Annotated in this window: 19 protein-coding genes, 2 pseudogenes and 1 riboswitch; of the genes and pseudogenes, 6 read left to right on the plus strand and 15 right to left on the minus strand. The window is 59.0% G+C overall.

The genetic code is table 11. The features are described 5' to 3' along the window. Window positions 1-196: 196 nt before the first annotated feature. The 6 genes from NKJ72_RS18055 to NKJ72_RS18080 all read right to left on the minus strand — a co-directional run bounded on the left by NKJ72_RS18055 (window position 197) and on the right by NKJ72_RS18080 (window position 3903). The gene (locus NKJ72_RS18055) at window positions 197-562 is read right to left on the minus strand and encodes a hypothetical protein (RefSeq protein ID WP_352478728.1); all 366 of its coding nucleotides are present in this window, start codon (window positions 560-562) and stop codon (window positions 197-199) included. Window positions 563-1554: 992 nt separating this feature from the next. Then, window positions 1555-2511, minus strand: coding sequence for an ImmA/IrrE family metallo-endopeptidase (locus tag NKJ72_RS18060; RefSeq protein ID WP_352478730.1), 957 nt, complete (start codon window positions 2509-2511; stop codon window positions 1555-1557). After that, window positions 2508-3038 carry a helix-turn-helix domain-containing protein gene (locus NKJ72_RS18065; protein ID WP_023830723.1) on the minus strand — a complete coding sequence of 177 codons (531 nt, stop codon included), beginning with the start codon at window positions 3036-3038 and terminating at the stop codon, window positions 2508-2510. The genes NKJ72_RS18060 and NKJ72_RS18065 overlap by 4 nt, the downstream gene beginning before the upstream one ends. Window positions 3039-3053: 15 nt before the next feature. Next, a complete protein-coding gene (locus tag NKJ72_RS18070) occupies window positions 3054-3488 on the minus strand; it encodes a hypothetical protein (protein ID WP_352478732.1) in 435 nt (144 codons plus the stop codon). Beyond that, complete coding sequence (locus NKJ72_RS18075; protein WP_352478733.1) at window positions 3470-3700, minus strand: hypothetical protein; 231 nt, start codon at window positions 3698-3700, stop codon at window positions 3470-3472. The genes NKJ72_RS18070 and NKJ72_RS18075 overlap by 19 nt, the downstream gene beginning before the upstream one ends. Beyond that, the gene (locus NKJ72_RS18080; RefSeq protein WP_010913797.1) at window positions 3697-3903 is read right to left on the minus strand and encodes a ribbon-helix-helix protein, CopG family; all 207 of its coding nucleotides are present in this window, start codon (window positions 3901-3903) and stop codon (window positions 3697-3699) included. The genes NKJ72_RS18075 and NKJ72_RS18080 overlap by 4 nt, the downstream gene beginning before the upstream one ends. A 150-nt stretch (window positions 3904-4053) precedes the next feature. Between NKJ72_RS18080 and NKJ72_RS18085 the strand changes: the two genes are divergently transcribed. The 5 genes from NKJ72_RS18085 to NKJ72_RS18105 are packed head-to-tail and all read left to right on the plus strand — an operon-like array spanning window position 4054 to window position 6353. Further along, window positions 4054-4602: a multiubiquitin domain-containing protein gene (locus NKJ72_RS18085; RefSeq protein ID WP_352478734.1), complete on the plus strand. Its 549-nt coding sequence runs from the start codon at window positions 4054-4056 to the stop codon at window positions 4600-4602. Then, the gene (locus NKJ72_RS18090; RefSeq protein ID WP_352478735.1) at window positions 4518-4709 is read left to right on the plus strand and encodes a multiubiquitin domain-containing protein; all 192 of its coding nucleotides are present in this window, start codon (window positions 4518-4520) and stop codon (window positions 4707-4709) included. Before NKJ72_RS18085 ends, NKJ72_RS18090 begins: the two co-directional genes overlap by 85 nt. Beyond that, on the plus strand, window positions 4684-5151 hold the full coding sequence (locus NKJ72_RS18095; RefSeq protein ID WP_352478736.1) for a DUF6791 domain-containing protein: 468 nt from the start codon (window positions 4684-4686) through the stop codon (window positions 5149-5151). Before NKJ72_RS18090 ends, NKJ72_RS18095 begins: the two co-directional genes overlap by 26 nt. Window positions 5152-5211: 60 nt before the next feature. Then, window positions 5212-5955 carry a ThiF family adenylyltransferase gene (locus NKJ72_RS18100; protein WP_352478738.1) on the plus strand — a complete coding sequence of 248 codons (744 nt, stop codon included), beginning with the start codon at window positions 5212-5214 and terminating at the stop codon, window positions 5953-5955. Continuing rightward, on the plus strand, window positions 5955-6353 hold the full coding sequence (locus NKJ72_RS18105) for a ubiquitination-like system serine protease family protein (protein ID WP_352478740.1): 399 nt from the start codon (window positions 5955-5957) through the stop codon (window positions 6351-6353). Before NKJ72_RS18100 ends, NKJ72_RS18105 begins: the two co-directional genes overlap by 1 nt. A 385-nt stretch (window positions 6354-6738) precedes the next feature. Here the strand turns inward: NKJ72_RS18105 and NKJ72_RS18110 are convergent. Both NKJ72_RS18110 and NKJ72_RS18115 read right to left on the minus strand, forming a co-directional pair. Next, window positions 6739-7939, minus strand: a pseudogene (locus tag NKJ72_RS18110) (IS256 family transposase). A gap of 420 nt (window positions 7940-8359) precedes the next feature. Continuing rightward, complete coding sequence (locus tag NKJ72_RS18115) at window positions 8360-8779, minus strand: hypothetical protein (protein WP_352478742.1); 420 nt, start codon at window positions 8777-8779, stop codon at window positions 8360-8362. A 203-nt stretch (window positions 8780-8982) separates the two neighbouring features. On the opposite strand from NKJ72_RS18115, the gene NKJ72_RS18120 reads away from it, so the two are divergent. After that, the gene (locus NKJ72_RS18120) at window positions 8983-9156 is read left to right on the plus strand and encodes a hypothetical protein (RefSeq protein ID WP_023737084.1); all 174 of its coding nucleotides are present in this window, start codon (window positions 8983-8985) and stop codon (window positions 9154-9156) included. 21 nt (window positions 9157-9177) lie between these two features. Here the strand turns inward: NKJ72_RS18120 and NKJ72_RS18125 are convergent, their stop codons facing one another. The 7 genes and pseudogenes from NKJ72_RS18125 to NKJ72_RS18155 form a co-directional block, all read right to left on the minus strand. Further along, a complete protein-coding gene (locus NKJ72_RS18125; RefSeq protein ID WP_352478774.1) occupies window positions 9178-9939 on the minus strand; it encodes a hydroxymethylpyrimidine/phosphomethylpyrimidine kinase in 762 nt (253 codons plus the stop codon). Continuing rightward, window positions 9930-10535 (minus strand): thiamine phosphate synthase, encoded by a 606-nt coding sequence (locus tag NKJ72_RS18130; protein ID WP_352478744.1) that lies wholly within the window; start codon window positions 10533-10535, stop codon window positions 9930-9932. Before NKJ72_RS18130 ends, NKJ72_RS18125 begins: the two co-directional genes overlap by 10 nt. After that, a complete protein-coding gene (locus tag NKJ72_RS18135) occupies window positions 10532-11305 on the minus strand; it encodes a thiazole synthase (protein WP_352478746.1) in 774 nt (257 codons plus the stop codon). The genes NKJ72_RS18130 and NKJ72_RS18135 overlap by 4 nt, the downstream gene beginning before the upstream one ends. A gap of 1 nt (window position 11306) precedes the next feature. Next, window positions 11307-11504, minus strand: coding sequence for a sulfur carrier protein ThiS (thiS, locus tag NKJ72_RS18140; protein WP_023685606.1), 198 nt, complete (start codon window positions 11502-11504; stop codon window positions 11307-11309). Continuing rightward, a pseudogene (thiO, locus tag NKJ72_RS18145) lies at window positions 11473-12473 on the minus strand (glycine oxidase ThiO). The gene thiS and the pseudogene thiO overlap by 32 nt, the downstream one beginning before the upstream one ends. After that, window positions 12470-14305 (minus strand): phosphomethylpyrimidine synthase ThiC, encoded by a 1836-nt coding sequence (thiC, locus tag NKJ72_RS18150; RefSeq protein WP_352478748.1) that lies wholly within the window; start codon window positions 14303-14305, stop codon window positions 12470-12472. Before thiC ends, thiO begins: the two are co-directional and overlap by 4 nt. Before the next feature lie 103 nt (window positions 14306-14408). Then, window positions 14409-14525, minus strand: a riboswitch (TPP riboswitch). A gap of 223 nt (window positions 14526-14748) precedes the next feature. After that, window positions 14749-16050, minus strand: a complete 1302-nt coding sequence (locus NKJ72_RS18155) for an ATP-grasp domain-containing protein (protein WP_352478750.1) — start codon at window positions 16048-16050, stop codon at window positions 14749-14751. Between the last annotated feature and the right edge of the window lie 381 nt (window positions 16051-16431).

Here is a 16431-nt window from a genome sequence, read left to right on the forward strand (position 1 = left end):
TTGTCTCCGACGATGTGGCCACAGTTCCTCCAGTGGTCTGGCGGCCGAGACGCAGAAATGGGCCGGCTCACTCGCCTTCGACGACATGTTGGTGTGCCGGAATTCACATGTCATTTGAGGCATCAAGCTCGTTCGACGCGCTGCCGAGCGATTTTTCGCGAAACGTTACCCTGTTCTTTTGTTGGAAACTCACTTATCAGCGGCGTTCGATGCTGAGTGTGGCTTCCAAAAAGTGAGGACGCTTGCAGATCTTTGACTGATAGATGCAGACGATTGCCAGGCCGCGATCGAAGACGCGCGCGCCCTGCTCCTTCAGTTCGGACAAAAGTCTGATGCGCTCACACATGCGATCGACGAGTTTCTGCTCGACCTGATGACATTGGCTTTCATCGTTGAATGTTACGGACGCGGCTCTGAACTTTTGGCGCCAACGCTTGCCCGTAGAAGGCTGGCGAAGGTCAGACCGTTGTCGGGAGGGGTCGGCCGGGCAGAACGGGTTCCAAAGCCTGATGGCTGAACAGGCGATCGAGCCGCGTTCCATTAACGACGTGGCGACCGCCAAAAAAAAGGGCCATCGGAACACCGAGGCCCTTTAGGTGTAAAGTCAAAACCTTCAGAGAGGAACAGCTGATACGATGGAATGGGAGGGAACCATCGCGTGCATCAGCTGTAAGCTTAAGGGCTAAAAGTTGTGCAATGCGCAAACACATTTTGCAATGCAGCTATGCAGTAACGCAAAGCCTCAAGTTGCAGGATCGAGTTTGGAAATGTTTGCTGCTCGTACGGTGATGGGCGAGATCCTTAAGCGTATGTACGGCGGCATGATGGACGCTTGCAAGCATCCAGACAAGATTATCGCGAAGCTAAAATAAGAGGTTCGATCCAATCGGTGATGCTCAATACCCGCGCCATTCTGGTTCAGCCGGGCGTTACATCGCCTCGCCAAGTTGAGGATGTATTGGTCGCGAGCAGCCGCGCGCCAATTTGGAACCCACGACCATATGCAACGATTGGGCACTGTCCGAAGAAGGCCGAGAACGGTTGAAAGTGCGCTAGATCGAGATATTCTGAATTGGAACGGGGGCCTGGTTCATCGCCAAAGCGAGACATGGATGAAAAGCAGATCGCGCCCAACGCCTGATCCAACCATTGCAACGGAAGTCCCCTGGTCGGAAAGCCTAACCGCATATGATGACAAGCATACGTTTGGCCGCTGCAGCAACCTACCTTACTGGCTGATGTATTTCGGACCGTGGTGGATGACGGGGGCTGTCCAAGGAAGAGCTTCGGCACGATCTGCCGTTGTTCGCTCATGATGTTGAGAGCTTGGCTGCACTTCCTCCGGGCTGGCTCTCGCAAGAGCCTGCTCGCGTCGTGAAGCTGAAGCTCGTGGCGCCGACCCGCGGTGAGGGGCCGTCCGGCCAGCTCGGCGAGCTCATACCAATGTCGCGCCGACAATAAGCGACGTCCGCCAAGAAATATGCCGCAAGCGAAACAGCGGTGGTGTGCTTACATATGGGGCAAGCTGCCGTTGAGATAACCGTCTGCCTGTGCCTAGGCTGCCCTATAGCCGACAGGGAAAATGCGCTGGTGTTTCTTCTTGTAGATGCAGTAAGTGAGCAGATCGTAGGTGTTTGAGAAGCTGTGCAACCAGAATACATGGGGTTCGCCGTTCGCATCATAAAAGATGCTTTCGCCTTCGCCTACTGGACCCCGTTTGCGGTTCGTTGCGTGATCGCAGATCGCGGAATAGGCAACTGTGGTGGTGATTCCGGGAAAGTGCTCAGCTAAAGCTTTCGATCTTGGAAAATACGCTACATTGTCATTCCCCGCCTTCTCGCAAATATCTCTGTGATACGGATGCCGACTGACAACGCCGAAGGCAGGAAACTCCGGGTCGCGTTCACAAACCATTTGCCAAAGTGTTGTTGTAAGTGTGTTCCCATAGCGCTTGCGAAGCTGCTCGATACTCTTCCATTCCAATGAGCAGTCCAGCGCTTCCGGTCGAAACCTTCCTCCGAGAAACAAGAGATGGCGTCCGCCATAGTTAGCTTCTGCTTCCATTGCCTGATGGAATGTTGGGTTCAGCGTGAACTCGTTGTCGCCCAGAAGCAGGGAGCGATGCCACGGTAGAAGGTCATGTGTAATTTCATGTGCGATGAGGAAGCGTCGCTTTAGCTCGGCTACCTCGTCATCGATGAAGATTCTTTTGTCGCCTTCCTTCAACATTAGGATACCACGAAGGCCATATTGCTGGACTACATCGACCATGCGCTTAGCCGTGCTGGTGATCTCGTTCCCAGCCATTCGCGCCCTGTGGGCGATCTCATCTAATAGGCTCAAGTTCGCCTTGCTATAATAGGTAAGGTCAAGCTTTTGCAGCGCGCGCACCTGCTCGAGCCTTAATGGGGGCTCTGGATTGCCGAGATCACGTAGCAAACGTGATATGTGCTCATGGATATCTCGGCGCTCAAAGTTCCCGATTATCGGCTCAATCGCAGACATGGTCATCCATTCTTCTTATCGATTGACGCCAGTACCTTAACGAAATCGTTGAGGTCGCGCCTTTCAGCCTGGCTTAGTTTCGATAGGTCGTCTGAACTCGCAGCAAAACGATGCACCGCTTCGGTGAGATTGTCATTCTGCGCGGACGCCGCCGCAGTCAGCAGTCCTACAGCACGTGCTGAAACCCCAATAAACTCGGCTAGCTGATGAACGGTACGCGGGCCTGGAACATAGTTGGGATCCTTCTCCACCTGCTCCAATTCCGCCGCATCAACACGAATTTTGGCAGCCAACTGCGCAATGCTTAAACCGTCCTTGCGTCGAAGCTGATGCACCAACTTAAACAACACAGCAGATTTCTGTTCGGGGGCAGCCGAATTAGGCTGCCCCGCAGTTGCTTGATGACGAGACTTCTCCTGCATAAGACGCTCAAGCGGAGCTGCGTCGCGGAGCGGGAGCCCCACGTCGCAATCGACATCCGGATCATGTTCGATATGGCTGCGCAGCCAATCGGCAGTGAAATGTAATTTCATGGTCGACTCCTCTTGTTAGTGTTGCACGGATAGGAAAGTCGCAGCATCCCTGCTGGAAAGCTCGAAGTATCTAAGTCCTTTATGTACTCCTTCGCTATCCGTTCCGAAATCCGTCATTCCGATCGCATCCCGGTAGAAAACTTCTGCGCCACGAAGTGAATGCAGACCAATTCGGCCACCAAATTCCTCTTCTAGGCTCAAGCTGACGGCCGTACCGATGAGCACACGGCCCGCGCCCTTGTAAGTTGGGTCAGCAACCAACTTTGGTCGGTTCCATGGAGCCGTCGCCAAAAACTCCACGTAGATCAGCGGCGCTCGCTGATGCTCGGGGTGGCGACTGAAGCAATCCTGACCGCCTTTGCGCGTCATCATGATGGCTTGGGTACTGCCACCACATTCAAGCACGAAGAAATCGAACAGGAAGGGGTCGTTCAGCGCAACCAGCGCCACTTGCCCCATTCCCAATGGGCGTCTTCAGCATTGACCTCTGCTAACGTCTGAAGGGAAGCCTTAGCCTCCCTCCGACGCAACTCAAAAAGAGGTCGCCAGCGTCCTTCGATATGCGCGAGATTCGTGCTGTCCAAGCCATGATACAGGTGTGCATCTTCGTACAGGCCTGTGGCACGATTTTTGAGAAAGACTCGATCGATCAGCCCTTTCATAGAACCATAAGCTCTACTTTTTCTGATTTATCCGCGCTTTCGACGAACACCTTTTCGCCCCGCGCCAGTCGATCATCGACTGATTTGTAGAGCCGCAGCGCTTGGCGAACGAGTGCGGTTTTAGACAATCCTTTTTCTTCACACATGGTTTCAAGGACGCTCATTTCTGCGTCCGACAAATTAAGCGTCATCGTACGCTTCACAGGCGCTTCTCCCTAACCAGCACTCTCCATGTAGCTATAAAGTCCATACCTGTCAATCAAAAAACAATCATTAATTAGCCAATTAATAGCTAGACATTGGCTAAAAGCTCCATATATGATTTGTGCAGAATGCGAAACAAGGAGGCTTCAATGCCTGACGTAACGAACTTTACATATAAGCTGGATGGTCGCGTGATCGCCACCAATGACGCCATAATCTCAGGTCGCGAGGTCCGCACCATCGGCGGGCTCAATCCAGCTAGCGGTTATATTCTCATCCAGATTGCGGACGGGTCGACGCGTTCGATCGGGCTTGAGGAGCCGACCGACCTGCGACAGATGCCGCAGCCTGAGTTCCTTTCATTCGAAGGTGATCGGACCTTCTCCCTCACCGTCAACGAGCGCGGCTGGGAATGGGGGGCGGCCAAACTCTCCGCAGCTGACATCTACCGTTACGCCAGCATCGATGAGGAACTCGAGCTAATCCTGGACAGCGCCGGCGACGCGGTCATTCCCGCTGATGGCGAGGTGACTCTGGGCGGACAGGGAGTCGAGCGCATCCGCAGCCGCGAAGCGAAGACGGTGGTCATCAAAGTAACGGGCGACCGCATACGGTGCCCAAGAAAAAGCTCAGCTATCGTGAGGTTGCACTTCTCGCCTACCCTGACGCCGACTTCGAGAAATTCAAGTACACGATAACTTACCTGAAAGGTGTACACGGCGCGGAAGGTGATCTGGTGGAGGGCGAAAAGATCGAAGTCAAGAATGGGATGGTCTTCAATGTCCGCCGATCTGATAAGTCGTGATCCACATCTGAAGCAACTGCTGGACGAGGGGTTTGAGCTTGAGATGCGCGACCTCGTCCTCCTCGTTCACAGCGTGCCCTATGTGAAGCGGGACATGTCGCTTGGTCGAGGCACACTTGTCTGCACTCTGTCGCTGGATACGGAAGGCCTGACCTCGACTCCACTGACGGACCACACCATGTGGTTCGCCGGCGAGATGCCTTGCCATCGCGATGGCACGCCAATGACAAATATCATCCATAATAGTCAGGAAGCGACTGTGGGGTCGGACATCAAGGTCCACCATTATTTCTCGTCGAAGCCAGAAGGCACCGGCCAGTATGCCAACATTTACGACAAGGTTGTCACCTATGAGTCTCACCTCGGTGCTGCTGCGCGGTCTCACGACAAGACCGCCAACGCGCCTGTCTCGCGCGCAGATCGAAGCGGGCCGCGTCCATGACCGTCTGCTCAAGCGCGGCGCCCAGCCGAAGGGGCTCAGGGCCATCGTCGAGGCGTCACGTTGGCCAGTGCGGAGGACGATAGTCCCTTCGCGATTCCCGATTCTGCGTCAGTCCGCTACGGAATCCTCGCCGCCAACTGCAAACTCAGGGGCAGCATCGCGATCATCGGCCTCGGCGGAACCGGTGCCTATCTGCTCGACCTCGCCGCCAAGACCCGTGTTGCCGAGATCCACATCTACGATGACGACCAGCTTCTCAACCACAATCTTTTCCGTTCGCCTGGTGCTCCCGAACTGGTGCTAGCGAAGAATTTCCCCCGCAAGGTAGATTATTACGCTGCGCTCTACGCGCGCATGCACAAGGGCGTGAAGCCGCACACCACTCGAGTGACGGCTGACAACATTGACGAATTTTCAGCCTATGACTTCGTATTTGTCTGCGTTGATAAGGGATCGTCGCGGCGCGTGATTGCCGAAGGGCTGGTTCGCCTGGGCATTGCATTCGTCGACACTGGCATAGGTATAGGGCTGGACGACAACACGCTCGACGGTTGCGCAAGGGCAACGTTTATTGCCCCTGGCATGCCGTGGGCGGAAGTGGCTACCCATCTGTCGTTCGGTGACGACGACGAAGAGGCCGATGTGTACGGAACCGAAATCCAGATCGCCGAACTCAATTCTTTGAACGCGATTATGGCGGTCATGCGCTGGAAACGCTGGCTGACCTTCTATCGTGATGAGCGCAACGAAAGGAACGCGACATACATGATCGAGGGCAACAATATCACAAACCGGGTGACATGATGGCTCGGGTGGATTGTCTTACAACGGTCTTCGTCGAAGACATTCCGGAACAACTGGAAGACGGTGTCCTTTACGTGTCGCGCGAATGCCACGTCGCGCTGCATAATTGCGCGTGTGGGTGCGGCGAGGAGGTTTCAACACCGCTCGTTCCGACTGAATATGACCTCATTATGGAAGACGAGGGAGCCTCGATATGGCCGTCGATCGGCAATCACGACTTCCCTTGTGGCTCGCACTACATCATTAAAAGCGGCCGCATCCAATGGGCCGGCAAGATGCGCATGGTTCAAGCGCCTGTGGATCAAGTTCATTGGCTAATCAACGTTTGCCATGGGGTCGGCCGCAATTTGCGGTCGGGCTGGCGCCGACACGGCTGTCCTCCGATTGGCTCCAAGTAGGTCTAGGAAGCCGGTAGTCGTTGATGTTGCAAATCTGAATGAAGGGCAGGTTTCCGGGAAACGGTTACCTGGCGGCGTTGTCCAAATGAGGCGCGAAGCCCGATCTTTCATCCAGGAGCACCCGGACAACGCCGAAACTCGCTCGTCAGGGCCGGAGATCGCTTCGTTTTCTGTGAAGTCGGTCGATTAGGGATTCATTTTGGTCGGTACCCATCCAATTCTGAATGAATCGAATTTGGCGGTCTGACCGGCCGAACAGATAGGTGTCTGCTGACCCAACGATGTGTTCGTTTATTGGCCTAATGCCAAACCCAGAGATCGTGTCCCGCGGCGTGGTGTAGGTGGCGGCATTAGTCGCCGTGCTCTCCGGCATGGGCCGGGCTGATCAGCGCGCCACGGCTGGCAGGCTGATCAGGGGATCATCGCTCATCTGGCTGATCGTTTCCAGAGTCATATTATCTGGCCCGCTGCACTGCCCATTCATCGTTCTGTTCGAGCAGGATTGCGCCGACGAGGCGCACGACCGCATCGTCGTTCGGGAAGATTCCGACGACCTCGGTGCGCCGCTTGATCTCGCCGTTGAGACGTTCGATCGGATTCGTCGAGTGGAGCTTGGCGCGATGTTCCTTGGGGAAGGTCATGTAGGCCAGCACGTCGGGCTCGGCGTCGTCCATGATTGTCGCCAGCTTCGGCACCTTCGGCCGGATCTGGTCGGCGACGGCGCGCCATTGTACGGACGCGGCCTCGGGCGTTTCCTGGGCGAAAGCGGTGGCGATGAAGGCTGAGACGACCCTGCGGCCGCTCTTGCCGGCATGGGCCAGCACGTTCCTCATGAAGTGGACGCGGCACCTCTGCCATGTCGCGCACAGCACCTTGGTGACGGCCGCCTTGAGGCCTTCGTGAGCATCGGAGACGACGAGCTTGACGCCGCGCAGGCCGCGACGTGTCAGCTTGCGCAGGAACTCTGTCCAGATCGGCTCGGCCTCCGAGGTGCCAATCTCCATGCCCAGTACCTCGCGCCGGCCGTCCGCGTTGACGCCGACGGCGATGATAACGGCGACCGAGACGATCCGCCCACCGCGGCGGACCTTCAGGTAAGTGGCGTCGATCCACAGGTATGGCCAATCGCCCTCGATCGGCCGCTCGAGGAAGGCCTTCACCTTCCCGTCGATCTCCTCGCACAGCCGCGAGACCTGGCTCTTGGATATGCCGCTCATACCCATGGCCTTGACCAGGTCGTCAACCGACCGGGTCGAGATGCCTTGCACATAAGCTTCCTGGATAACGGCGGTTAGCGCCTTCTCGGCCATGCGGCGCGGTTCGAGGAAACCTGGGAAGTAGCTTCCCTTCCTGAGCTTCGGGATGCGCAGCTCGACCGTGCCGGCCCGCGTCTCCCAGTCCCGGTCGCGGTAGCCATTGCGCTGGGCGAGCCGCAGCGGGTTCTTCTCGCCATAGCGGGCGCCGGTGGCCGCGCCCACCTCCATTTCCATCAGTCGCTCGGCGGCAAAGCCGATCATCTCCCGCAGCAGATCGGCATCCGGGGTCTTCTCCACGAGCGTGCGCAGGTTCATCATGTCGTCGGTCATCGGTGGTCCTTCCGAAATGGGTTGGCGTCAACAACCAAACCCTACCGGAAAGCGCCGATGACCACCCACACGCCGCTCGCTCGCTACAGCGCTACTAACGGCGCGCTCGTGAGCGGCTTCGCTACCGCCGAGCTACACCACCTGATGGGACACGACCAACCCAGACGCTGCCGCGCGCGGGATCATGTCTGTACCGCAATGCGGGCAAGAGCCCCCGAAACCCGCTTGCGGGCGGAATCTTCGCCCATCGACCAATGCGTTACGCATGGCACCTTTCCCGGCAATGCAGATATGTGGCAGAATTTATGGCCGGGAGCGGGAGCGAAGATATATGCGAGGGTAAAACCTTGGCATGCTTATCGTTGGGCGCGATCACTGAGAATGGCCTTTTCAAACCAATCAGGAACCTGTTGCTGCCACCTACGGCATTGCCGGGACGTCGCGCCAGAACGCGTTAATCGCGTCTGAGAACGTCTGGAACTGGTCATCGCTCACCTTGAGGTGCGTGTGGTTCAGCAGTTTCTCTGACCACGGCGGCCGAGTGCCTTTGAGCGGATCGTCTAGATACTCGGAGCAGGTTTTCTTCAGGTCATCCAGCGATTTTCCGGCGCCGTGCTTGTAGACGTTGACCACCAACCGGCACGCATCGAGCGTCTTGAAGCAGTCCGTGCTTCGGACTTTCCAGCCGAAACTTTCCAGGAGGTTTGCAATCTTGGCGAAATCCGCTGACCAGACCTTCGCAGCTGCCGTATCCCCTCGATGCCAATGTCGTAATTCGCGGACCAGCCAGTCCCGCAGCTGTTTGTCCCACTCGTGGAACATCCCTGCGGTGACACTCAACCGGGTTTGGTCGCGTATGCCGCTCAGGAGCTGGTAGAACTCAACGCCGGCGTCGCGAGCAGCCTCGTAGAAATCCCCGGAATCGTCTCAAACCGGCCTTTGCTTTGCTCCAGCACTGCGGGGCCAGATCCGGCGGCCCCCGCCGCGCTGAAATGCCTCGCTCCTGCGGCCTCACACTCGCCAGGAGGCACAAGTGCATCCCCATGCCTGACTGGCAGTGCGCTTCGCCGCAGGAAGAGTCCCGTTACTTTCCCGGCCTGGCAGGGCAGCTTGTCTCGGCGCCGCTGAATTCCGATCTGCAAAGCGGCCTCATCCCGTCACGCCCTGTGAAAAAAGGGCAGGAGGGCTACGGCTTCCATTTCAGCGTCAGCCGCTGAACGCTTGAGCCGGCTCTACGGCTATTCGGCTGGGGTTTTCCGAAGCTTTTCTAACACAAAGAGCTTGCCCTGGCGCACGGCGTACTCGATTGATTGCGCCTTCGCCAGATGTGCCGCAATCGAGCTGGCCAGCATGCAGCCCGTCCCGCGCATCGATGCGGCAAGGCGCGGCGTGTCAAAGCGGACTGGTTCGTGATCGGGGCGCAACAGAATATCGGTTGATTGCGGTCCCGATGCATGGCCGCCCTTGATCAGCAGAGCCCGCGCGCCGGCTGCCAGCAATTCTTGGCCTTGCCACACTACGCCGTCCTCATCCACTGCCCGCTCCGAGCCAACAAGGAGTGCCAGCTCGAAGAGATTGGGGGTGACCAGACGGCAAAATGGCATCAGATCGCATTTCAGGGCGGCGATGGCGCCGGCTTCCAGGAGCGCCCGGCCTGACGTCGACGCCAGCACCGGGTCGAGCACTGCCGGCACCTGCGGATTTTCGCGCAGCACTCCGGCAACCGCAATGACGATCTCCACCGTGGCGAGCATCCCGATCTTGATGGCCGCCACTTTGTTGGCCTGCAACCCCGCACGCATCTGACCGGCCACCAGACCGGGTTGCATAGAGTGGATTTCCATGACCGCATGGTGCGTCTGCACCGTTAGCGCGGTGACAGCAAGGCAGGTGCGCACGCCAATGGAAGAGATCGTCTCGATATCGCGTGCAATTCCAGCCCCACCGCTGGAGTCCGATCCCCCGACCACGAGCACATGCGGTTCTCGCCCTAGCGCCATGGCTTTGTCTTTTCGATCCATTCTCGCGTGCGCGCTTCGGGATCGGCATTCAAGGTGATGTCGGTGACCACCGCGGCGCTGTCCGCACCAGCCTCGAAGACACCGTCGAGCCGGTCGGGGTTGAGGCCGCCGATGGAGACCAATGGGATCGGCGCGACCCGGCGCTTCCACTCGCTGATCCGCTCGAGCCCTTGCGGCGCCCATTTCATCTGCTTCAGGACGGTGGGATAGATGGGGCCGAGCGCGATATAGTCGGGCTCGGCAGCGATGGCCGTTTCCAGTTCGAGATGATCGTGCGTGGAAAGCCCGAGCTTCAATCCGGCGTACTTAATCGCCAGCAGGTCGGCCGCAGCCAAATCCTCCTGGCCGAGATGGACGAAGTCGCAGCCTTCCTCGATTGCCGTGCGCCAATAGTCGTTGACGATCAGTTGGCAACCATGGACCGCGCAGACGCCGTTCGCGCGGCGGATTTCCGTCCGCAGCGTGGCCTCGTCCCTATCCTTGATGCGCAACTGAACCATCTTAACGCCAAACGGCACCAGCCGTTCGATCCAGGCGGCGCTGTCGAGGATCAGGTAGAAGGGATCGAGCTTCATGAAAATACTGCCCTGCCGATGGTCGGTGTCGATGATATGGCGACGTCGCGCGGTTCGAGCATTCCGGAGCTGAAAGCTTCACGACCGGCCTCGACCGCCTTGCCGAACGCGCGCGCCATGCCGACCGGATCGGCCGCCCTGGCGACCGCCGTGTTCAGGAGCACGGCGTCAAAGCCGAGTTCCATGACAGTCGCCGCGTGTGACGGCCGCCCGAGCCCTGCATCCACAATCAGAGGTACCTCAGGGAAATGTCCGCGCATTGAGCGCAGGGCCGGAATGTTGACCGGCCCGAGGGCGGAACCGATCGGTGCACACCAGGGCATCAAGACCTTGCAGCCCGCCGCAAGGAGCCGCTCGGCGACGACGAGGTCGTCGGTGGTATAGGGGAATACATCAAAGCCGTCCTCGCACAGGATGCGGGCGGCTTCGACCAGGCCGAAAACATCCGGCTGCAGCGTGTCATGGTTGCCGATCACTTCGAGCTTGATCCAGTTGGTACCGAAAACTTCGCGCGCCATCTTCGCAGTCGTGACAGCTTCCTTGACGGAGTGGCAGCCAGCAGTGTTGGGCAGGATTCTGACGCCGAGCGATCGGATCAACGACCAGAATTTTTCGCCGGCCCTGCCGCCTGCCATCTCACGGCGCAACGAGACGGTCACCACCGCCGTGCCCGATGCCCTGACCGCATCGGCAAGGATGGCCGGCGAAGGATACTGAGCCGTGCCGAGAAGCAGTCGGGAGGGAAGCATCGTTCCAAGAAGGTCGAACATGCTAGCCGCCCTGCATGGGCGAGAGGATTTCAATCCGGTCGCCGTCGTTCAACTGGAATTCCGCCCGGTTGGCTTTGTGCACGAGGTCGTTGTTGACGGCGGTCGCGAGCCAATCGCCCTCATAGTCAAGCGCGGCAAGCAGCTCGGCCAGCGTGGTGGCGGCAACCTCATGCGCTTCGCCGTTGACCATCAGTTTCATGAGCAAGCTCCTTGGTTCTGTCTTGACTGAAAACCAGGTCGGCAGCCTGGCGCGCCATGGCGGGAGCCAGGAGAAAACCGTGACGATAGAGCCCGTTGATCGCGATGATTTCACCGTTCGTTTCGACGCGCGGCAAATTGTCGGGAAAGGCTGGGCGGACGCCGACACCGGTTTCAACGATCTCGGCCTCGCCAAAGGCCGGGTGGAGGGCATAGGCGGTACCCAGCAGCTCCATCATGGAGCGCGCCGTGACTGGTCCGGCGGACTGGCTTTCAATCATCGTCGCACCAACCATGAAACGGTGGTCGGTGCGCGGCACGGCATAGAGTGGAAAGCGCGGATGCAGCAGCCTGACGGGGCGCGACAGCGAGGCATCAGGGGTGCGCAGGATGAGCATTTCGCCGCGAACGCCGCGCAACCTGTCATCGGCGGCGGCCATTCCCGTGCAATCGATCCGACGATCGAAACCAAAAACATGCTGGGCGTCGACGCCGAAGTGGAATTCGACACCCATGGCCGCGAGCTTGTCATGAAGCGCTGCCATCGCCTGGCGCGGATCGAGATGGCCCTCATCGGGAAAGAGCAATCCGCGGCGGAAGCGGCCGGCGAGGTCGGGTTCCAGGAGCGCAATTTCATCTTCCTCGACGCGCCGATAGCCCGTCGTGCGGCTGACGAACCGGTCGAGCTCGCCCGCATCGCGCGGCGCGGCCACGACCAGCGTTCCCCGTCGTGCTACCAGCCGGGCGTTGCGGCGTCCCACCAGTCGGCGGCGTCGCATCCGAGATCCAGCACCGACTGCTCGGCGCTTTCACGCTCGCACCATGGCGCCAACATGCCACCGGCGAACCACGACGCATTGCCCCCAAGGGCAGGCCTTGTCTCGGCAACGGTAACCGCCGCGCCGCGTGCGGCGAACTCGAAGGCGGCGGTGAGGCCGGCGACGCCGGCCCCTTTGACCAAGACCTTCATGATGACTCACGTGGCTGAGGTATGAGCGGTGCGCCGGTCTCGCCCGCAGGCATGTAGAGATCGCCGCCCTCGCGGTATTTCGCCGCCATGGCCGCCAGGCCCTCCTTCTGCGCTTCGGCGCGGATGTCGTGGGAAATTCGCATCGAGCAGAATTTCGGTCCGCACATCGAGCAGAAATGCGCCAGCTTGTGCGCTTCCTTGGGCAAAGTCTGGTCGTGGAAGGACCGCGCCGTTTCCGGATCGAGCGACAGGTTGAACTGGTCCTCCCAGCGGAACTCGAAGCGCGCGCGGGAAAGCGCATCATCCCTGACTTTCGCTGCCGGATGGCCCTTTGCCAGGTCGGCGGCGTGGGCGGCGATCTTGTAGGTGATCACGCCAATCTTGACGTCGTTGCGATCGGGAAGGCCGAGATGCTCCTTGGGCGTGACGTAGCAGAGCATGGCGGTGCCGAACCAGCCGATCATGGCAGCACCAATGCCTGAGGTGATGTGGTCATAGCCAGGCGCGATGTCGGTCGTCAATGGCCCCAGCGTATAGAACGGCGCCTCGCCGCAGACGGCCAACTGCTTGTCCATGTTCTGCTTGATCTTATGCATCGGCACATGGCCGGGGCCTTCGATCATCACCTGGCAATCCTTTGCCCAGGCGATCTGCGTCAACTCGCCGAGCGTTTCCAGCTCGGCGAATTGCGCTGCGTCGTTGGCATCGGCGATTGAGCCTGGACGAAGGCCGTCGCCGAGCGAGAAGGAGGCGTCGTAGGCTCTGGCGATGTCGCAGATTTCGGCGAAATGCTCGTAAAGGAAGCTCTCCCGGTGGTGATGCAGGCACCATTTGGCCATGATCGAGCCGCCGCGCGAGACGATACCCGTGACCCGGTCAACGGTCAGCGGGATATAATGCAGCCGCACGCCGGCGTGGATGGTGAAATAGTCGACGCCCTGTTCGGCCTGCTCGATCAGCGTGTCCCGGTACACCTCCCAGGTCAGGTCCTCGGCGAGGCCACCGACCTTTTCGAGCGCCTGGTAAAGCGGCACGGTACCGATCGGCACCGGTGAATTGCGCACGATCCAGTCGCGGATGTTGTGGATGTTGCGGCCGGTCGACAGGTCCATCACCGTATCGGCGCCCCAGCGGATCGCCCAGACCATTTTTTCGACCTCTTCAGCCATCGACGATGTGACAGCGGAGTTACCGATATTGGCGTTGATCTTGACCAGGAAATTGCGCCCGATGATCATCGGTTCACTCTCTGGGTGGTTGATGTTGGCGGGAATGATTGCCCGCCCGCGCGCCACCTCTTCGCGGACGAATTCGGGCGTGACGAAATCGGGCAGCATCGCGCCGAAAGCCTCGCCGTCGCGCTCAAGCTTGCCGTGCAGGATCTCGCGACCAAGGTTCTCGCGGATGGCGACGAACTCCATTTCGGGTGTGATGATGCCGGCGCGTGCATAGGCAAGCTGCGTCACCGCCTTGCCTGCTTTGGCTCTGAGCGGTCGGTGGCGGATGGGAAATTCTGGCGTCAGGCGTTCGCCCGTCGCGAATCCGTTGTCCTCCGGCCGGACGTGGCGGCCGTCACAGTCCTCGACATCGCCGCGCGCCAAGATCCATTCGTGGCGAAGCCGGGCCAGGCCTTTTTGGATGCTGGTTTCGACAGCCGGATCGGTATAGGAGCCCGACGGGTCGTAGACGGTGACGGGCGGTTCGCCGGCTGTCGGATGGACGGAGATTTCGCGCATCGGCACCCTGATCTGCGGGTGGATGGCACCGGGCTTGTGGATCTTACGCGAAGCAGGCAGCGGTCCCGTTGAGACGGCTGGGGTGAGGGCATTCATCTTGAGGCTCCTTTGCTCATGCATTGGAGACCCAGTTCTGTGCCGGAAGGATGAAAAGACGCTTCTGTCGACCTGCCGAAACAGGACCTCGGGCGTGAACTCCCGCAGAGCGCTTGCACCGTCCCTACGCCAGTATGAACTGGATCAGGTTCAACGGGTCACTGCGCCGCGAAAGCCAGCAGTATCTCAGCCCCTTGCCGGGACTCCCCTGGTGAATGCCTCAAGTTGAACGGGCCGGCGTTGTCTTGTCAAGCGCATGTTCGTCCTGCGGCGGCGGTGGGCGGCAATCAAATTGGGCCCAAATTGGGCCGACGGCCTCGCCATGGGTCGCGGAGAAGTTCCGCGGAAGACAAGGCAGGTGTGGCCAAAGCTGCATTTGCCTCGTCAAACTTGATGTGACATTGACGTAGACGGAACTGCTGCGTTTCAAGGATCTTAAGCCGTCAATGCCTGATCGGAGAACTGGTGGGCCGCCCGAACGCCCCACAAACATCGTGCTCTCGATGACCTCTTATTGTCGCCGGAAAAGGGGTGATCGACCAATCGATCAAGTCGACCGCTCGCTGAAGGGCGCCCTCGGTTTCAGCACGGCTGGGCGAAGTGGCAATGACATGTCCAATCCAGTCTCGGAAATCCCCCTTCCTGACGATCGGTGTCTTGGGTTCAACATTCAATTTGACCTCGGCCACACCTGATATAGCAGCTGCCTGAGTGTCGCCACCAATCCAGTCGAGGGTGCCATCTTGATCAGGAAGCAGGAATCGCGCGGCCGCAGTACGCGAATGCTTTTTGCGCAGATCCCATTCCTCGCCAATGACAAGCTTGATGTGCTCGGTGACGAGGTCGACACCGTAAGCTAACTGGACCAGTTGAGGGTCGGGCGCGCCACTAAGACGCGGATTGACTTCAATGACAACTGGACCGCGTTTCGTGCACCGGAGTTCAATGTTAGTTGGCCCCCAGCCAAGGCCGAGAGCCCGCAAACAGCTCAGCGAAACATCGGCGATGCGCTCACGCTCCTGATCGGTTAGCAGGGCCGGATACGTCACCTCACGTATGACGAAATGGGGGAGGGGACCAAAGTCATTGGCGCAAATCGCAACGACCTCATTCCCCATAACATTAATGCTATAGAACGGGCCCTGTGCGAATTCTTCGACGAGTATTTTCGGTGTAGACCGCCATATGTGCTTTCCGCCCAATAGATAGGTCGTATGTTCGGCTACGTCTTCGAGGCTGCGGCACAATCGGACACCCATGCTGCCGCTGCCTACTGCCGGCTTAAGAATCACGGGCAGGCCGATCTCTGCAGCCGAGCTTTCTACCTCCGCCGCATTCGTTGCCAACCGATAAGCCGGTATTGGAACGCCGGCCTGCGCGAGGAGTTGGCGTTGCTTGAATTTGTCGCAGCTTCGTTCAATCGATTCAGGGTTCGGTCCCGGTAGATCGAAATGCCGGCAAAGCTTGCCAACTGTCGCATAGATCGATTCATGGTCCCCGGCAAAGCCAGTGATGCCAGCAATGTCGTGGGTAGCACGCAGCCGCGAACTTTCGCGGACCAACGCTTCGAGATTGCCAGTGTTGACACGGATTGCCTCAACGTTTTCCGCCGAAAGATAGTCGTACCGAGGTGGATCAGCCGTCAGAGTAATTGGATGAAGACCAAGACACTGAGCCGCTTGGACGTATAGCTGACCAGTACCCCTATGGCCTTCGACCAATATGAGCGCTCTTCTTCTTACCATTGCTGTTAATCCCCATGTTGCGTGCTGGCGGCGGTCCGAGGGTACCGGCGTCACTTTTGTGGCCGTGCCGGACCTCAGACTCGCGGTGCCGTACCATTGTCAACGACTGACGGTTGTAAAAATCTTGTAAATTGATTTGAAGGATCTGTTGCAGCGTTTTTGATTAGGGCGGCGTCGGAGGCTTGCTCCGTTCAAACCAGGTTAGCTGGGGTTGGTGTGTGATCCCGTGGGCCTGGGGGGGGGGGGGGCGGCCGGCGGGGGGGGGGGGTGTAAGAGAGAGGGAAGGAGCACCCCAATTGCCTCCCCGGGCCACAGGGGGGGGGGGGCGCGGCCCCGCGGGCCCGGGAGTGGGTCGGGGGTTGCTGGAGTGTTTGAGTGCGG

The organism is Mesorhizobium sp. M0045, from assembly GCF_040323385.1.
Taxonomy (GTDB): domain Bacteria; phylum Pseudomonadota; class Alphaproteobacteria; order Rhizobiales; family Rhizobiaceae; genus Mesorhizobium.

What these genes read in the sequence shown, in the direction of transcription:
- NKJ72_RS18060 (WP_352478730.1), bottom strand. Translation starts at nt 2,511, where the DNA reads ATGACCATGTCTGCGATTGAGCCGATAATCGGGAACTTTGAGCGCCGA.
- NKJ72_RS18065 (WP_023830723.1), bottom strand. Translation starts at nt 3,038, where the DNA reads ATGAAATTACATTTCACTGCCGATTGGCTGCGCAGCCATATCGAACAT.
- NKJ72_RS18075 (WP_352478733.1), bottom strand. Translation starts at nt 3,700, where the DNA reads ATGAAAGGGCTGATCGATCGAGTCTTTCTCAAAAATCGTGCCACAGGC.
- NKJ72_RS18085 (WP_352478734.1), top strand. Translation starts at nt 4,054, where the DNA reads ATGCCTGACGTAACGAACTTTACATATAAGCTGGATGGTCGCGTGATC.
- NKJ72_RS18095 (WP_352478736.1), top strand. Translation starts at nt 4,684, where the DNA reads ATGTCCGCCGATCTGATAAGTCGTGATCCACATCTGAAGCAACTGCTG.
- NKJ72_RS18105 (WP_352478740.1), top strand. Translation starts at nt 5,955, where the DNA reads ATGGCTCGGGTGGATTGTCTTACAACGGTCTTCGTCGAAGACATTCCG.
- NKJ72_RS18120 (WP_023737084.1), top strand. Translation starts at nt 8,983, where the DNA reads ATGCCTGACTGGCAGTGCGCTTCGCCGCAGGAAGAGTCCCGTTACTTT.
- NKJ72_RS18125 (WP_352478774.1), bottom strand. Translation starts at nt 9,939, where the DNA reads ATGGCGCTAGGGCGAGAACCGCATGTGCTCGTGGTCGGGGGATCGGAC.
- NKJ72_RS18130 (WP_352478744.1), bottom strand. Translation starts at nt 10,535, where the DNA reads ATGAAGCTCGATCCCTTCTACCTGATCCTCGACAGCGCCGCCTGGATC.
- NKJ72_RS18135 (WP_352478746.1), bottom strand. Translation starts at nt 11,305, where the DNA reads ATGTTCGACCTTCTTGGAACGATGCTTCCCTCCCGACTGCTTCTCGGC.
- thiS (WP_023685606.1), bottom strand. Translation starts at nt 11,504, where the DNA reads ATGAAACTGATGGTCAACGGCGAAGCGCATGAGGTTGCCGCCACCACG.
- thiC (WP_352478748.1), bottom strand. Translation starts at nt 14,305, where the DNA reads ATGAATGCCCTCACCCCAGCCGTCTCAACGGGACCGCTGCCTGCTTCG.
- NKJ72_RS18155 (WP_352478750.1), bottom strand. Translation starts at nt 16,050, where the DNA reads ATGGTAAGAAGAAGAGCGCTCATATTGGTCGAAGGCCATAGGGGTACT.